General features: G+C 64.2%; 13 protein-coding genes. 11 read left to right on the top strand and 2 right to left on the bottom strand.

Annotation, left to right across the window (positions count from 1 at the left end; genetic code table 11):
- Positions 1–44 precede the first annotated feature (44 nt).
- On the top strand, positions 45–1,541 hold the full coding sequence (locus RF638_RS03430) for a CoA-acylating methylmalonate-semialdehyde dehydrogenase (RefSeq protein WP_095796756.1): 1,497 nt from the start codon (positions 45–47) through the stop codon (positions 1,539–1,541).
- 41 nt (positions 1,542–1,582) lie between these two features.
- A complete protein-coding gene (gene mmsB / locus RF638_RS03425) occupies positions 1,583–2,518 on the top strand; it encodes a 3-hydroxyisobutyrate dehydrogenase (protein WP_368841443.1) in 936 nt (311 codons plus the stop codon).
- Positions 2,519–2,672: 154 nt separating this feature from the next.
- On the opposite strand, the gene RF638_RS03420 is transcribed toward mmsB, so the two are convergent.
- Together RF638_RS03420 and RF638_RS03415 are read right to left on the bottom strand one after the other, a co-directional pair.
- A complete protein-coding gene (locus tag RF638_RS03420) occupies positions 2,673–3,200 on the bottom strand; it encodes a MarR family winged helix-turn-helix transcriptional regulator (RefSeq protein ID WP_095796754.1) in 528 nt (175 codons plus the stop codon).
- 92 nt (positions 3,201–3,292) lie between these two features.
- A complete protein-coding gene (locus RF638_RS03415) occupies positions 3,293–5,041 on the bottom strand; it encodes an AMP-binding protein (protein ID WP_095796753.1) in 1,749 nt (582 codons plus the stop codon).
- Between the two features lie 182 nt (positions 5,042–5,223).
- Between RF638_RS03415 and RF638_RS03410 the strand changes: the two genes are divergently transcribed.
- The 9 genes from RF638_RS03410 to RF638_RS03370 all read left to right on the top strand — a co-directional run bounded on the left by RF638_RS03410 (position 5,224) and on the right by RF638_RS03370 (position 16,464).
- Entirely contained in the window at positions 5,224–6,423 is a 1,200-nt protein-coding gene (locus RF638_RS03410) for an acyl-CoA dehydrogenase family protein (RefSeq protein WP_095796752.1), read from the top strand.
- 243 nt (positions 6,424–6,666) lie between these two features.
- A complete protein-coding gene (locus RF638_RS03405; RefSeq protein ID WP_368841442.1) occupies positions 6,667–8,049 on the top strand; it encodes a glycine--tRNA ligase in 1,383 nt (460 codons plus the stop codon).
- 7 nt (positions 8,050–8,056) lie between these two features.
- A complete protein-coding gene (locus RF638_RS03400) occupies positions 8,057–9,016 on the top strand; it encodes a GNAT family N-acetyltransferase (RefSeq protein WP_368841441.1) in 960 nt (319 codons plus the stop codon).
- 43 nt (positions 9,017–9,059) lie between these two features.
- A complete protein-coding gene (locus RF638_RS03395) occupies positions 9,060–10,082 on the top strand; it encodes a glycosyltransferase (RefSeq protein ID WP_095796749.1) in 1,023 nt (340 codons plus the stop codon).
- Positions 10,083–10,177: 95 nt separating this feature from the next.
- Positions 10,178–11,575 carry a sugar porter family MFS transporter gene (locus RF638_RS03390; RefSeq protein WP_254049252.1) on the top strand — a complete coding sequence of 466 codons (1,398 nt, stop codon included), beginning with the start codon at positions 10,178–10,180 and terminating at the stop codon, positions 11,573–11,575.
- A gap of 65 nt (positions 11,576–11,640) precedes the next feature.
- Positions 11,641–13,005, top strand: a complete 1,365-nt coding sequence (locus RF638_RS03385) for a galactokinase family protein (protein ID WP_129701500.1) — start codon at positions 11,641–11,643, stop codon at positions 13,003–13,005.
- A gap of 121 nt (positions 13,006–13,126) precedes the next feature.
- Entirely contained in the window at positions 13,127–13,969 is an 843-nt protein-coding gene (locus RF638_RS03380) for a hypothetical protein (protein ID WP_095796746.1), read from the top strand.
- Positions 13,950–15,140, top strand: coding sequence for a tRNA dihydrouridine synthase DusB (gene dusB, locus RF638_RS03375; RefSeq protein WP_095796745.1), 1,191 nt, complete (start codon positions 13,950–13,952; stop codon positions 15,138–15,140). The genes RF638_RS03380 and dusB overlap by 20 nt, the downstream gene beginning before the upstream one ends.
- Before the next feature lie 4 nt (positions 15,141–15,144).
- Positions 15,145–16,464, top strand: coding sequence for a deoxyguanosinetriphosphate triphosphohydrolase (locus RF638_RS03370; RefSeq protein WP_095796744.1), 1,320 nt, complete (start codon positions 15,145–15,147; stop codon positions 16,462–16,464).
- Positions 16,465–16,556: the final 92 nt, after the last annotated feature.

Genomic DNA, 16,556 nt, shown 5'->3' with positions numbered 1-16,556 from the left:
ACACACGTCACAGCGCGACGCACCAACCATTCAGGAGAGCACCAATGACTCAGGTTCCTCACTTCATTTCCGGCCGCCGCGTAGAAGGCACGTCCGGACGCTTCCAAGACGTCTACAACCCGGTCAAGGGTGAGGTAGCCGCTCAGGTTCCTCTGGCCTCGGTCGAGGAAGTAGAGAATGCGATCGATTCCTCGCAGCAGGCCTTCGCCAAGTGGTCCACCACCAATGCGCAGCGCCGCGGTCGAGTGTTGCTCAAGTGGGTGGATCTCATCAACGAGAACATGGACGAGCTGGCCACGCTGCTCTCCAACGAGCACGGCAAGACCTTCCCGGATGCCAAGGGCGACATCCAGCGAGGTGTCGAGGTGGTCGAGTTCGCTGCAGGTGCACCCCATCTGCTCAAGGGTGAGTACTCGACCGCGGCGGGTACCGGGATCGACGTGCACTCGCTACGTCAGCCGCTCGGGGTGGTCGCGGGTATCACCCCGTTCAACTTCCCCGCCATGATCCCGCTGTGGAAGGCCGGCATTGCCCTGGCCGCCGGTAACACCTTTGTCCTCAAGCCCTCCGAGCGTGACCCATCCGTGCCCGTTCGCCTGGCCGAGCTGGCTCTTGAGGCCGGTATGCCCGAGGGCACCCTGAACGTGATCCACGGTGACAAGACCGCGGTGGACACTCTCATCGAAGATCCCCGCATCAAGGCCATCGGATTTGTCGGTTCCTCTCCGATCGCCCAGTCGATCTACATGGGAGCGGCCAAGCACAACAAGCGCGCGCAGTGCTTCGGCGGCGCCAAGAACCATATGGTGATCATGCCGGACGCGGATCTCGAGCAGGCTGCCGATGCCCTCATGGGTGCGGCATACGGTTCTGCCGGTGAGCGTTGCATGGCGATCTCCGTGGCCGTTCCCGTGGGTGAGGCCACCGCGGACAAGCTCGTGGAGTTGCTGCGCGAACGCATTGACAAGCTCACGTTGGGCCCGTCGCTGGATGAATCTTCCGACTTCGGTCCCGTGGTCGGCAAGGACGCCAAGGAGCGCATCGAGAACTACATCGGAATTGGTGTGGACGAGGGCGCTGAGCTGCTCGTGGACGGACGCGGTGCGACCGTTGACGGTCACCCCAACGGTTTCTGGGTCGGTGCCACGTTGTTCGACCGCGTGACCCCGGATATGCGCATCTACAAGGAAGAGATCTTCGGCCCGGTGCTGTGCATCGCCCGTGCCGCGGACTACGAGGAAGCCCTCCGACTGCCCAGCGAGCACGAATACGGCAACGGCGTGGCCATCTTCACTCGCGACGGTGACACGGCCCGTGACTTCACCACCCGTGTGGAGGTCGGCATGGTGGGTGTCAATGTCCCGATTCCCGTGCCGATTGCGTACTACACCTTCGGCGGCTGGAAAGCCTCGGGCTTCGGCGATTTGAACCAGCACGGTACGGACGGTCTGAAGTTCTACACCAAGACCAAAACGGTCACCACGCGCTGGCCCTCGGGTGCCAAGGAAGGCGCCAGCTTCGTGATGCCCGAAGGTAGCTGACGTCATACCGAGTCCCTGATTTCCGAACTCGAAGGAGAGTCATGAACACTTCACCGACAGCCACCCCGCCGCGCGTAGCGTTCCTGGGGTTGGGGCACATGGGCGGGCCGATGGCCGTGAACCTGGTTCAAGCGGGCGTCCCCGTGACCGGTTTCGACGTGGTCCCCGCTGCGCTCGATGTCGCTCGTGAAAACGGGATCACCGTGGCGGACAGCCCTCAGGAGGCCGTGCGGGACGCGCAGGTGGTCGTCACCATGTTCCCCTCCGGCCAGCACGTGAAGGCCGCCTACACGGGTGCCGACGGCGCCGAGGGCCTTCTCGCCGCGGCCCCGGCCGGTGCCACTTTCCTGGATTGCTCGACCATCAACATCTCCGAGGCTCAGGAGGTGGCCACCCTGGCCAAGGAGGCCGGTTTCAAGGCTGCCGACGCCCCGGTCTCCGGCGGTGTGGTGGGTGCTCAGGCCGGAACTCTCGCGTTCATGGTGGGCGCACCGGACGACGTGTATCAGGAGATCTACCCCCTCCTGGACATCATGGGTGCCCGGATCGTGCACTGCGGTGACAACGGCATGGGACAGGCCGCGAAGATCTGCAACAACGTGATCCTGGGGATCTCCATGGTGGCCGTCAGTGAGGCCTTCGTCCTCGCCGAGAAGCTCGGGTTGGAACATCAGGCCATGTACGACGTGGTCTCCAAGGCTTCCGGCCAGTGCTGGGCACTGACCACCAACTGCCCCGTGCCGGGGCCGGTTCCCACGAGCCCGGCCAACAACGACTACCAGCCCGGTTTCGGTGGTGCGCTGATGTCCAAAGACCTCAACCTGGCCGTGACCGCCATTGAGCAGACGGGCGTGGATGCCCAAATGGGTCAGTTGGCTGCGGAGATCTACAAGAAGTTCTCCGACGGTGAGGGTGCCCGACAGGACTTCTCCGGAATCATCAACACCATCCGTGAGGACAGCGGCAACGCGAAGTAGCGTCCCAACAGAACTCGTGCCCCGTCTCCGATCTCCCGGAGGCGGGGCACGAGTCTTGCCTGGCTCCCAGCGTCATGACTGAGTGGCGGAAACGACCGAAAATCCGGACCCTACGCGGCCAGTTGTTTCGGGCCGGATGTACCGGATTCAGTGCTCACGGGGCAGTTGGCGAGTCCTCGAAGTCCCCGGAACGGGCGCGGAAGCGACTCAGAATGCTGATCAACGAGTCCACCTCGTCGGGCTCGAAACCTGTTTGCAGGAATAACTCCTGGTTCAAGGCCGCCGTGGCCTCGGCCGCGATCTTTTTCCCCTTGGCGGTCAGCACGATGGTCATGGCCCGACGGTCCGTCTTGAGGGGCTCGCGCTTGACCAGGCCGGCGTCCTCCAGTCGATCCACCGCATTGGTCACCGACGTCGGGTGAACCTGCAGCAGGGCGCTGGCGCGCTTCATGAGCATCTGCTGTTCCCGCGTGAAGCTGAGCAGGGCAATGAGCTCGTAGCGGGCGAAGGTCAGTTTGAAGGGCTTGAGTACCTGCTCGGCCTCTGCCAGCAGGATCTGCTGGACCCGCATGATGGCCGTGACGGCAGCCATGGGACCCGAGGCATCTTCCCAGCCATTGCGCACCCAGTTGCGCTGGGCTTCCGCAATCGGATCTTTCGTGAGCGTACGACTATTGGACATTGGACCATTCTATTCCGGGGGTTGGGGGAACTCTGACCGGGGGAGGAGCAACGGCCGGTGTCATATCTGCGCCACCGGCCGTTGAAGGAGCTCTAGCGCTTGAGCGTCAGGTCTTCCTCACGGAATTCCGTGCCGTAGCCCTCCGGCGCCTCACCCGATTCGGACCGTTGTTCCTCCGCCTTCCGGAGCTCCACACGCCGAATCTTGCCGGAGATCGTCTTGGGCAGTTCCAAGAACTCGATCCGGCGGATGCGCTTGTACGGAGGCAACTTGCTCAGGCAGAACTGCAGGATTTCCGTGGCAGTCTCCGCGGTGGGCTCGTACCCCGAACTCAAGGTCACGAAGGCCTTGGGGATGGCCAACCGCAGCTCGTCGGGGGTCGGCACAATGGCCGCTTCCATGACCGCCGGGTGCTCGACCAGAACCGATTCCAACTCGAACGGCGAGACCTTGTAGTCACTGGACTTGAACACGTCATCCGCGCGGCCCACGTAGGTGAAGATGCCGTTCTCGTCACGGGAGACCACGTCACCGGTGTGATAGAGACCGTTGCGGAACACATCATCGGTCTTGGCCTTGTCGCCGTAGTAGCCGCGCATCAGACCCACCGGGCGGGGGTCCAGACGCAGACAGAGTTCTCCCTCGTCCGCTTCCTCATCGGTCATCGGATCGATGAGCACCACATCGAAACCGGGAAGCGGTACGCCCATGGAGCCAATCACGATGCGGCGTCCGGGGGTGTTGGCCACCTGCAGGGAGGATTCCGTCTGGCCGAAGCCGTCGCGAATCGTGCAACCCCAGGCCCGGTTGACCTGCTCGATGACCTCGGCGTTGAGTGGCTCACCAGCCGACACGGTCTTCTGGGGTGCAGTCTGCAACAGGCTCAGATCTGCCTTGATGAGCATGCGCCACACGGTGGGCGGTGCGCACAGGCTGGTCACGCCGATCTTGTCCATCACGCTCATGAGCGCGGCGGCGTCGAACTTGCGGAAGTTGTACACGAAGATGGTGGCCTCGGCGATCCAGGGAGCAAAGAAGTTGGACCACGCGTGCTTGGCCCAACCCGGCGAGGCCACGTTGAGGTGGATGTCGCCGGGTTCCAGTCCGATCCAGTACATGGTGGACAGGTGCCCCACGGGGTAGGAGGTGTGCGTGTGCTCCACGAGTTTGGGCTTAGACGTGGTGCCGGAGGTGAAATAGAGCAGTAGGGTCTCATCCGCACCGGTGGGGGAGTCCTGGCTCAGTTCGGGGGAGGCGTCGTAGGCCTCATTGTAGTTGATGACGGTGCGGCCACCGGCTTGCGGCTCCTTGACCTGGTCGGCCGGGGTGTAGACGCCGGGCACATAGATCACGGTGTAGTCGCCGTCCACCGGGGCGAACTTGGGGGCGTCCTGCATACCCACGATGGCCCACTTGGCTTCGGCGCGGGTCACCCGGTCCTCGAGGTCTGCGGGTCCCATTTGTGTGGTGGTGGGAACCATGACGGCCTCGAGCTTGATGCAGGCGAGCATCGACTCCCACAGTTCCACCTGGTTGTTGAGCATGAGAATGACGCGGTCACCGCGCTGCACGCCCTGCTCCCGCAGCCAGTTGGCCACCTTGTTCGAGTCGCGGCCGAGCTCGCCGAAGGTCCGGCGCAACTCTGAGCCGTCCTCTTCGAGAATGATCAGCGCATCCTGGTCCTTGCGCTCGGGGGATGCTGCAACCTGGTCGAACCAGTCGAAACCGAAGTTGAAGTGGTCGAAGCGAGGCCACACAAATTCCTCGCGGGCACGCTCCCAGTCCTGTTGGAGTGACACCAGGTGGTCACGGGCGGTGCGAAATTCGTTCGTCACGGTCATGGCTTTCGAGGCCTCCTAGATATGCGGTCGTGATCCTGACGTGCCGTGCTCACCAGGTGGCGGCAACGGCTCTGAAGAGTCCGTTGGCAAGAAAGTGTGACTCACGACACCACAATATACTTGGAAGGCCTATAGTTGGAAAGACCACAATCGGAATACCGAGAAATTTGAGGACCACGATCATGACCAGCGCGACCCTCTCCCAGTCCGGTAAGGCACCACAGAGCCTCTTGCCGGACGTCGACCTTCTGCACGTGGAGTCCCTCCTCGATCCGGCCGAACGTGAGCGCTTGGCCATGATCAAGGAGCATTTGCAGACCCACGTGCGCAAGCAGTCCATCGACCCGTGGAATCGTGAGCACCTGCCCACCGAGCTGCTGCCCGCGCTCGCGGAACTGGGACTCGGCAAACTGTTCCTGGATGGTTCTTCACGGTTGTTCCAGGGCATCGTGCACTCGCAGATCGCACGGGCGGACGTCTCACTGTCCGCGCTGATTGGCATCCACAACGAACTGATCGTGGGAACGATTGCGGAACTGGGCTCGGAGGAACAGAAAGCCCAGTGGTTGCCCGGCCTCTCCGAGCTGACGCAGTTGGGCGCCTTTTGCCTGACCGAGCCCACCCACGGTTCCGACATCGCTGGTGGCCTGGCCACCACCGCCACGTTGGACGGTGACGAATGGGTCATCCAAGGTGAAAAGCGCTGGATCGGTGCCGGTACCGTGGCTGCGGTCGCCCTCGTGTGGGCCCGCGACACCGCGGACGGTCTGATCAAGTGCTTTGCCGTGGACACCACCCACCCCGGTTACACGGCCACGAAGATCGCCAACAAAATGGGTCTGCGCATCATGCAGAACGCGGACATCGTGCTCAACGAGATCCGCGTACCCCGCTCCGCGCTCCTGCCCGGCGCCATCAGCTTCGATGCCGCCAACGAACTCCTGAAGGATTCCCGAGCCTGGGTCGGGTGGCAGGCCGTGGGCGCCCAGCAGGCCATTTTGGACATCCTGCGTGACTACTCGCTCGAGCGCCTCCAGTTCGGCAAGCCGCTGGCGCGTTTCCAGGTGATCCAGCAGGCCATGGCGGAGATCGCCGGCAATCTGGCCGCAAGCTCCGCGATGATGGTCCAGATGGCACGACTGCAGGAGACCGGCGAGCTCGAGATGATGCACGCGGCCATCGCCAAGTCCACGGCTACGCGACTGGGCCGTCAATCGGCGTTGTTGGCGCGCGATGCGCTCGGTGGCAACGGCCTGCTCAGCGACTACGAGATCTCCAAGGTGCTGGGCGACCTCGAGGCCATTTACACCTATGAGGGCAGCTATCACATCAACGCACTCATCGTGTCCCGGGCGTTGACCGGCGTCTCGGCATTCGTCTAAACCCCGCAAGAGAAACCGCTACGAAGACTCGTCTGACTCACCTCGAACCGGCGAGTTAGGCGAGTTTTCCGCGTAGTGGCTACCCTGGAACAGAGACGTCATCTCGGGCGTCTCATTCGTGGTGCCGAGCGCACGAAAGCCGCCCCGCGGCGTCGTCGTCAGTAGCGCCCTCAAGAACCACCCAACTGATTCCACGCGCGCGGCCGCAGCCAGCGGTCGGGCGAGAAACGGATGTGAGCACGCATGGCTGCCAAAACCACCCTGGACAATGTCATCTCCCTGGCCAAGCGCCGAGGTTTTGTCTTTCAGGCGGGTGAAATTTACGGCGGTTCGCGCTCCGCGTGGGACTACGGACCCTTGGGCGCGGAACTGAAGGAAAACATCAAGCGTGAGTGGTGGCAGACCTTCGTGCGCGGCCGCGCGGACATGGTGGGCCTGGACTCGTCCATCATCCTGCCCTCGGCCGTGTGGGAAGCTTCCGGCCACGTGGAGACCTTCACCGACCCGCTGGTCGAATCGCTGCACACCCACAAGCGTTACCGCGCCGATCACCTGCTCGAGGCCTACGAGGCCAAGCACGGTCACCCGCCGGTCAACGGCTTGGCGGACGTCAAGGACCCGGAGACCGGTCAGGACGGCAAGTGGACCGAGCCGCAGCAGTTCTCCGGTCTGATGAAGACCTTCCTGGGCCCCGTGGACAACGAAGAGGGCAAGCACTACCTGCGCCCCGAGACCGCCCAGGGCATCTTCGTGAACTTCCTCAACGTGCTCAACGCATCGCGTAAGAAGCCGCCGTTCGGCATCGGGCAGATCGGCAAGGCGTTCCGCAACGAGATCACCCCGGGTAACTTCATCTTCCGTACGCGCGAGTTCGAGCAAATGGAGATCGAGTACTTCATCCACCCGGACGACGCCCAGAAGTACTTCGACGAGTGGGTCGAGGCGTGCTGGGACTGGTTCGTGGATTTGGGCGTGAACCCGGACAACATGCGTCGCTTCGACGTGCCCGCGGATGAGCGCGCGCACTACTCGGACGGCACCATCGACATCGAGTACCGCTTCGGTTTCCAGGGCTCCGAGTGGGGCGAGCTCATGGGCGTGGCCAACCGCACGGACTTCGACCTGTCCAACCACACCGAGCACTCCGGCGACAAGATGCAGTACTTCGATCAGGCGTCCGGCGACCGCTACACGCCGTACGTGATCGAACCGTCCTTCGGCCTGACCCGCTCCATGATGGCCTTCCTGGTCGACGCCTACATCGAGGACGAGGCCCCCAACACCAAGGGCGGCGTGGACAAGCGCACCGTGCTCAAGCTCGATCCGCGCCTGGCCCCGGTCAAGGCTGCGGTGCTGCCGTTGTCCAAGAAGGACGACCTCAAGCCGGTCGCCCAGAACCTGGACGCCGAGCTGCGCCGCCGCTGGAACATCGACTACGACGACGCCGGCGCCATCGGCCGTCGTTACCGCCGCCAGGACGAGATCGGCACGCCGTTCTGCGTCACCGTGGACTTCGATACCCTCGAGGACCAAGCCGTGACCATCCGTTCCCGCGACGAAATGACGCAGGAGCGCGTTGGCCTGGACCGCGTGAGCCAGTACCTCGCCGAGCGTCTCGAGAAGTAAGGACCGCATGAGCATCGAGTACCGTCCGTGGCGCGAAGACGACGACCTCCGCTTGCTGGAGGTCTGGCCGGACGCGCCGTCGGCCCCCGCCCAAGCCTTCCGCGCCCGTTTGGGTGCCAACGACGACGCCGCTTTCTCCCGCACGCTCGTGGCCACCGATTCCGGTGTGCCCGTGGGCGCGGGGGTGGTGTACGAATCCCCGTGGCACCCGCAGCGATTGTGGGCCTACGCGGAAGTTGCGCCGGATCGTCAGCGCGAAGGAATTGGCCACGAACTCGTGGCGAGGTTGCGCGCGGAAGCCGAGCAGGCGCCGTCGGGCGTCAGCGCGCTGCGCACCCGGGTGACTCCGGAGTCGGTCGGGCAGCAGTTTGCTCAGGCCGAGGGGCTGCGTCCGGCCATGCGGTCACGCGTCGTCCGCGTCAACGCTGGCGCGCTGCCGATGCCCACGCTGGGGCAGAACGCGGACGGTACTCCCGCTCAGACCGTTGAGGATCTCGCGACCGGATCGGTGGAACTCACGCGCGCCGTGTGGGAGTTCTACCGTTCGGTGCACGAGTGGGATCCCGTGGGCGAGATCGGGATCGGCGCAGTCAATCAGCAGTTGCTGTCGGACAAGGCCGGTGCCTTCGGTGCCGTGGTGCTGCGCGACGGGACCGGGGCTTCCGGTGGCAAGGCTCCCATTTCGGCCTTTGCCGTGAGCTACCGCCCCTTCGATCCGCACAACCCGGATCAGGAACCGGCCGAGTTCGAGGCGGCTGACGTGCTGCTGGGCTACGTGCCAGGGGCGGAGGACAGCGAAGCGGGAACCGGCGAGGCCGTGGAGAAGCTGCTGGCCCTGCTCGTCAACGACTACCCGGTCGAGCTCGAAGTGGACGACTCCATGACCCCACTGGTGGCTGTCGTGGACAACCTGCTCGAGGCTGGGGTGGCGCACGTGGTCACGGAGACGGTGACGCTGGTCGGCTAGGCTCAGGACGCCCTCTCAGTCCCCTGCAAGGTGTGTGACTCGCGTGAAGACCCTGGTTCTCTTCGAAGGTGATTTCCGGCAAGGCCCATACGGCATAGACCTCTTGCCGGATCTGGGATTTGAACTGAGCGGTGTTCAACCGCTTCAGGGAAGGCTGCCGCGCAAGCTTCGCGATGTCATCGAACATCGCACCAGCACAAAGATTGTTGTTCCGGTCCGATCCATACCCAAAGCCCAGCGGGCGGATCTGATTCTCGGACTGCTGGAACCCAATTCAAAGTTCGCGGCTCAGCTCAAGAGACGTGGAATCCCGCCTTACGCAGGAACACCCATGGTCATGATTTCGTGCTGGCTGGCCGAATGGATCTCTAAGGCGAATCCAGAGGACCGCCGTGCGCTGGTCCGGCAGTTCGAGGCAGTTGACCTGATCCTCACACTGAGCCGCAATCAGATCGAGATCCTGATCGACGCCGGGTTCAGACCGGAACAGGTGGATGCCATCCCGTTCGGCTGCGCGCCGGAACTGTTCGACGGTGAAGATGTTGAACGGGATATCGACGTTCTCGCCGCAGGGTTTGATCACGGACGCGATTACGGAACGTTCTTCGATGGAGTGGGGGACCTGGACGTCACTGTCCATGTCCTGTGTCAGCCCGCGAATCTCGCCGGATTGACTGTGCCGGACAACGTGGTCGTGCACGGAGTCGTGCCGTTCGACCAATACCGCGCGATGCTGAGGCGTGCCAAGATCGTCGCCGTCCCGACTGAAGAACTGGCGTATCCCACGGGCCAATCGGTTGCCTTAGAAGCAGCGGCTTCCGGGGCGGCTGTGGCCTACACCGCAACGACCGCACTCAGCGAATATTTTGACGCGTCATACGCCGCTCCCGTTTCCGTGGGGGACAGCAAAGGGTGGCAGCGCGTCATCGGCCACCTCGTGGAGTCATCATCGGAACGCGAGGCGTTGGCGAGCGCAGGTCGGGCGAAGATCACCGAGGATTTCAGCTACGCAAACATGTGGCGGGCGTTCAAAACCAAACTTTCCGAGCACGGCATCACTCCATAGTTCCCATCCGGAGGCATCGTTACTGCGAAACCCGACCAGCGGTTGGGTTCCGAGTGACCGTCAGTGGTATGACGTTCTATGGAGAAAGGACGGCCATGTCATTGAAAACGGTGCCCGCGGAGAGTAAACCGCCCATGAACAGGCGGCTCAAGTTTATTGCCACGGTGGCCACGTTCGGTGGTCTGCTGTTCGGCTACGACACCGGAGTGATCAACGGTGCCCTGCCATCCATGGTGGACGACCTTCAGCTCACGCCGTTCCTGGAGGGTCTGGTTGCTTCGATTCTGCCGTTCGGTGCGGCATGGGGTGCGGCCTTCGGCGGCAAGCTGGCCGACCATTTCGGTCGCCGTAGAGTGCTGCTGATCCTGGCCGTCATCTTTGTGATTGCAACGATCGGCTGTGGAACAGCGCCGACCGTCACGACCCTCGTGGCATTTCGCTGCATCCTCGGCCTGGCCGTCGGTGCGGCCTCCGTGATCGTCCCGGTGTTCTTGGCGGAACTGGCGCCCGCACATTTGCGGGGTCGCGTGGTTGCCCAGAACGAACTCATGATCGTGGGTGGGCAGGCACTCGCGTTCGTCTTCAACGCCGGACTCGCTACCGCGTTCGGCCACATCCCGCACGTGTGGCGCTACATGTTGGTCCTCGCCACCATCCCCGCGCTGATCCTCTGGGTCGGCATGATTGTGGTCCCCGAGTCACCGCGCTGGCTGGCGCGCAACGGTTCCGTCGACCGAATGTTCGAGGTGCTCCGCCGCATCAGAGAAGACGCCTACGACTCGAGGGAGGGCGAGACCGTCCTCCAACTGGCCGAGGAGGACAAGAACCGCCCCACCGCGCGGGTCATGGACCTGGTGCGCATTCCCTGGATCCGCAGGATCTTCATCCTGGGCGCGTCCATGGCCATCATCAACCAGATCTCCGGCATCAACGCCATCCAGTACTACGGCGTGACCGTTCTCCAGGACGTCGGTTTCGGCGGTAACGGCGCTTTCTACGCGAACATCATCCCGGGCGTGGTGGGGGTGCTGGCCGTGGGACTGGCCATGTACCTGCTCAAGTACGTGGGGCGCCGCAAGCTGTTGCTTTCCGGCTTGGCGGGCACGGCGACGTCGTTGACGGCCTTTGCGCTGTCCTACTTGCTGATCCCGGAAACCAACGAGGCGCGAGCGTGGGTGATCCTCGCGTGCATCGTGGTGTTCGTGGGGTTCATGCAGTGCTGCATCGGCACGGTGACCTGGCTGTACATGTCCGAAATTTTCCCGCTGAACGTGCGTGGCGTGGGTATGGGTGTGTGCGCTTGGATCTTGTGGATGATGACGTTCGTGGTGGGCCTGACGTTCCCGATCCTCACCGATTCGCTGGGCGTGGGGTACACGATCCTGATCTTCGTGGTGCTGCAGGTCATCGCGCTGGTGTGGGTGTACCGGGTGGCTCCGGAGACCAAGGACAAGTCGCTGGAGGAGCTGGAGCACTACTTCCGCGCCGGGTAGTGGACAATGGTTTGTCAGCCCAGTCCGTCGCACCCCGGTGTCAACGTCATGTGAGGAATCCGCCCGTGTCCTGTGAGCTCAGCGAAACCGCCACACCGGAAGATTTCGCGCGCCCACGGTGGGTCGGTCAGCCGGATGTCCTCGAGCGGGCACAGCGGCTGAGCCAGAAGTTCGAAGAGGCTTATGGCCGCGCACCGGTGGGTGTGTGGGCCGCACCCGGCCGCGCCAATCTCATGGGCGAGTACGTGGATTTCTCCGGTGGTATGTGCCTCCCGTTCGCTCATCAGTACGTCACGTTGACGGCCGCTGCGCCTCGTGAGGACGGCGTGCTCAACGCTCAGTCGATGCAGGACGCGGACGAGTCCGTGGCCGATGACCGCCCCCGTTCCACCCGCATCGACGACATTGAACCCGGGGTCATCTCCGGGTGGTTCGGATACGTGGCCGGCGTGGCCTGGGGGATGAATCGGGTGGCCCGCGGGGCATCCGCGCACCCCGTCGCGGTGCCCGAACTCGGGCTGCCTACGAGTTTCGGGGCGGACCTGATGGTCGACTCCACGGTGCCGATCGGGGCCGGGCTCGCCTCCTCCGCCGCTCTCGAATGCTCGGTGGCGCTCTCGCTGTTCTCCTTGAACACCGGCAACGATCACCCGAACGACGCCTTACGCCGAGCCCTCGCTCGCGCCTGCATGGACGCAGAAAACTACATCGTGGGTGCCAACACGGGCGGCCTGGACCAGACGGCGTCCCTGCGCTCGCACGCGGGGGAGATCCTGGCGCTGGACTGCCGCGATTTCGACGTCGTCCGCTTACCCGCCGATCCCGCGCTCGCCGGCCTCACGTGGCTGGCCATCGATACCCGCGCCCCGCACAAGCTCGCAGATGGTCAGTACAGTTCCCGCCGGGCCGAGTGCGAGGCCGCGGCAGCGGTCTTGGATGTGCCCACGTTGCGCGATGCGCTTCCTGAGCATCCCACCCCCGACGACGCCGCTGCCGTCCTCGATCGCTTCGATCACCTTCTTGAGGTGGGCGCGGAGCTCACCGAGGACCGTGAGAACACTCGGTTGAGGCTGCGACATTCGATGACAGAGATGGTGCGCTCGGTGCAGATCGCCGATGAGCTGCACTCGGATTCCCCCGACTGGGCGTTCGTGGGTCGCCTCCTGGTGGAGGGTCATGAATCCATGCGAGATGACTGCGAGGTCACCGTCCCGGAACTAGATGCCGCGGTGGACGGGTGCCTGTCCGCGGGTGCGCTGGGTGCCAAGGTCGTGGGTGGCGGATTCGGCGGATCGGTGATTGCCCTGGTGTCGTTGGAGTCCGTGGATCGGCTGGCCGCGGCCGTGCAGTTGTGCTTTGCCCAGAACGGCTTCCGCGAACCGCTCTTTTTGACCTTGCAACCGTCCGAAGCGGGCCGCAGGATCCTCTGATTCCTGCGGAGCTTTCTGTCGAGCCCCAGGCGCTGAACATTCTGGGCAGAGGTTCGCCAGAATGAGGCTAGGTATTGTGCGATCCTCTGCCAAAAATGTCACTCACCCCTAGGAGTCACCCGTGTTCGCAGCGGCCAGTGCCAAACGACGACTCAAACGCGGACTCGCGGCCCTCAAAACCGGGGATACCGCGGTGGCGCGAGAGTCCTTCGAGGCCGCCCTGCGCACCGCACGACTGGGTGAGGTGTGGCTGGTAGCCGGCGATGCGGCGTCGTCGTTGGGGGACCTCGCGCGAGATTCTGCTGACCTGCCAGGAGCGGAACACCATTACCGGCTGGCCGCGACCCAGTACCGGCGCGCACCGCGGACCGCGCGATCCGTGGGCGGGCGGGTGCGGTGCCTGGAGAGTCTGGGTGACGTCCTGCTGCTGGAGGGGCGCCCGTGGGACGCGTATCGCGAGTTCCAGGAGGGCGCCAAGGCGGCCGGGGTGGACCCGTCGCGGCCCATGGGTACCGAGCATGGTGTGGAGTTCGTCTCACGCGAGGATCTGCGGTGGACCTCGCACCTGGCCACGGCGGCACAGGCAGCCGGCCGTCGCAGACTGGCGAACGACCACTACGAGAAGGTTCTCGCGGGTTGTGAGCTGCGCGGGGACATTGCCGGACAGATCATGTGTTGGAAGGGACTCGCGGCGCTTGCCGAGGACATGATGGCCTGGAATGACGCCGCTCACGCCCTCTACCACGCCAGTAACCTTTATCCCGCGCTGCCGGATCCGGAGGCCCACACGCGGGAGTGGGTGCAATGTCTGCGGGATCTAGGAGCCGTGTACAAAGCCCTGGGCCGCCGCGACGAACAGGTGCGGGCGTTCAAGCTCGCGGTGCGCTTGGAGCAGGTGGACAGCTCGGCACGCGTTAACTCGAATAGTGAGACAATGGCCCACGATGAGCACCATAGATCTTGAGACCGCGGACCGGGAACCGGCCGTGTTGAACCTGAAACCGTTGCAGCTGGGACCGTTGACAATCGACGTGCCCGTGGTTCTGGCACCCATGGCGGGGGTGACCAACAAGTCCTTCCGCAAGCTGTGCCGCGAGTACGGCGGGGGACTGTACGTCACCGAAATGGTCACCGCGCGGGCCCTGGTTGAACGCCGCCCGGAGTCGCTGCGGATCATTCATCACGACCCGGACGAGACTCCGCGTTCCATCCAGATCTACGGCGTGGACGCGGTCAACGTTGGCAATGCTGTGCGCATGGTCGCGCAGGAGGACCGCGCGGATCACATCGACCTGAACTTCGGTTGTCCGGTCCCCAAGGTCACCAAGCGCGGCGGCGGTTCTGCCCTGCCGTGGAAGACCGACCTGTTCCGGGCGATCATTCGCACCGCGGTTCAGGAGGCCTCCGAGGCGAACATCCCGGTGACCATTAAGATGCGAATCGGCATTGACGATGAGCACCAGACCTACCTGGATGCGGGCCGGATGGCACGTGATGAAGGCGTGGCCGCGGTTGCCCTGCACGGTCGCACTCTGCAGCAGCACTACTCCGGCAAGGCCGACTGGGACTCGATCGCACGGCTGCGCGAAGCGCTACCGGACATCCCCGTGCTCGGTAACGGCGACATCTTCTCGGCGGAGGACGCCGTACACATGGTCGAACAGACCGGCGTGGACGGTGTGGTGGTGGGCCGCGGTTGCCAGGGCCGCCCGTGGCTGTTCGGTGACCTGCAGGCGGCTTTCGAGGGCAGCCCCAAGCGATACAAGCCCGGAGTCCGCAAGGTCGCGGAGACCATTTACCGGCATGCCGAGCTGCTCGCAGAGGAATTCGGTGACGAGGCCAAGGGCTGCCGCGAAATCCGTAAGCACGTGCCCTGGTACTTCAAGGGCTACCCGGTGGGCGGCGAGCTTCGCGCGCAGATGGCGCAGGTGCCCAGCCTGGCGCGACTGCGCGAACTGCTCGACCAGCTTGATCTGGACCTGCCCTACCCCGGCAAGGACGTGGAGGGGCCGCGCGGCCGCGCGGGCAACCCGCGCAAACCCCACCTTCCGGACGGTTGGTTGAACTCCCGCATCCTGGGCGACGCCGAACGTCTGGGCCTGGTGCACGCTGAACTCGATGTTTCCGGAGGCTAACCGATTGCACACCCCTGATCGCCTGGGAATCCTGCCCGCCGGGTACGCCTACGAGGACGCCGAGCGGTACGTGGCCGAGAACCACCACAACCGCCACCGCTCTCACTTCGAGCGAGACCGCGCGCGTGTGCTGCACAGCTCCGCTCTGCGGCGGTTGGCCGCCAAGACCCAAGTGGTAGCACCGAGCACGGATGACTTTGTCCGCAATCGCCTGACCCACTCCCTGGAAGTAGCGCAGATCGGCCGCGAACTGGGCAAGGCTCTCGGTTGCGATCCGGACGTCGTGGATGCTGCGTGTCTCTCCCACGACCTGGGGCACCCGCCCTTCGGGCACAACGGGGAGACGGCGCTCGCGGCCATGACGCGGGGAATCGGCGGCTTCGAGGGCAATGCCCAGACCCTGCGACTCCTGGTGCGCCTGGAGCCCAAGATCATCACCGAGGACGGCCATCCCGCCGGTCTCAATCTCACCCGCGCCGCATTGGATGCCACGTGCAAGTACCCGTGGAGCGCCGAAGATGCACCGCAGCGCCCGGATGGGAAACCCAACCTCAAGTTCGGCGTCTACCAGGACGACCTGCCGGTGTTCCGCTGGATGCGTGAAGGCGCCATCGAGGGCCGCAAGTGCCTGGAAGCCCAGGTCATGGACCTCGCCGACGACATCTCTTACAGCGTGCACGATGTGGAGGATGCGATTGCCTCCAACACCCTGCAACTGGGTCAACTGGCTGATCCCCTTGCCCGGGCCCGCGTGATCGAGTGGACCCAGCGCTGGTACCTTCCGCAAGCCACCGCTGAGGAGCTGGACGCCGCCCTGCGTCGCCTGGAGGCCTCCCCGGTGTGGATACCTCTCATGGACGGCTCCCGCAAGGACCTGGCGAGGCTCAAGAACATGACCAGCCAGTTGATCGGCCGGTTCGCGATGTCCGCGGTGGAGGCCACGCGTGACGTTGCCGGAGACGGTCAGCTGACCCGCTATTCAGCCGAGCTGGTGGTGCCGCACGAAACCGAGCTGGAGATCGCGGTGCTCAAGGGCATTGCCACGGCCTTCGTGATGACCGTGCGCGACGCCCAACCGCTCTACGACAACCAGAACGAGATCCTCACCATTCTGGTCAATGCCCTCATGGAGACCGATGGTCGGTTCCTCTCACCCGAATTCGCGGGGGACTGGCGCGAGATCGAGGACGGACCCGGAGCCGAGGCCGCCCGCCTGCGCCTGGTCGTGGACCAGGTCGCGTGCCTCACGGACATCTCCGCCGTGGCCCTGCACGACAAGATTCGCGGTACCAACTGGCGGACGGGCGACAAGCCGCTCTGGTGAGCTTGCTCTCATTCAATGGGATTGTGGCCGGGCTAACACGAGCGTGCGACTAGGATCACTGTGATCTGTTGCCCTACCGGAAGAGATTCTCC

This window comes from Kocuria sp. CPCC 205235, assembly GCF_040980905.1.
GTDB classification, from domain to species: Bacteria; Actinomycetota; Actinomycetes; order Actinomycetales; family Micrococcaceae; genus Kocuria; species Kocuria carniphila.
The sequence above is the reverse complement of the archived record's forward strand: the minus strand, read 5'-3'. Positions and strand labels throughout refer to the sequence as shown.

Coding starts and splice junctions, on each gene's coding strand:
- RF638_RS03415 (WP_095796753.1), bottom strand. CDS start 5,041: ATGACCGTGACGAACGAATTTCGCACCGCCCGTGACCACCTGGTGTCA.
- dusB (WP_095796745.1), top strand. CDS start 13,950: ATGAGCACCATAGATCTTGAGACCGCGGACCGGGAACCGGCCGTGTTG.
- RF638_RS03405 (WP_368841442.1), top strand. CDS start 6,667: ATGGCTGCCAAAACCACCCTGGACAATGTCATCTCCCTGGCCAAGCGC.
- mmsB (WP_368841443.1), top strand. CDS start 1,583: ATGAACACTTCACCGACAGCCACCCCGCCGCGCGTAGCGTTCCTGGGG.
- RF638_RS03420 (WP_095796754.1), bottom strand. CDS start 3,200: ATGTCCAATAGTCGTACGCTCACGAAAGATCCGATTGCGGAAGCCCAG.
- RF638_RS03410 (WP_095796752.1), top strand. CDS start 5,224: ATGACCAGCGCGACCCTCTCCCAGTCCGGTAAGGCACCACAGAGCCTC.
- RF638_RS03390 (WP_254049252.1), top strand. CDS start 10,178: ATGTCATTGAAAACGGTGCCCGCGGAGAGTAAACCGCCCATGAACAGG.
- RF638_RS03430 (WP_095796756.1), top strand. CDS start 45: ATGACTCAGGTTCCTCACTTCATTTCCGGCCGCCGCGTAGAAGGCACG.
- RF638_RS03400 (WP_368841441.1), top strand. CDS start 8,057: ATGAGCATCGAGTACCGTCCGTGGCGCGAAGACGACGACCTCCGCTTG.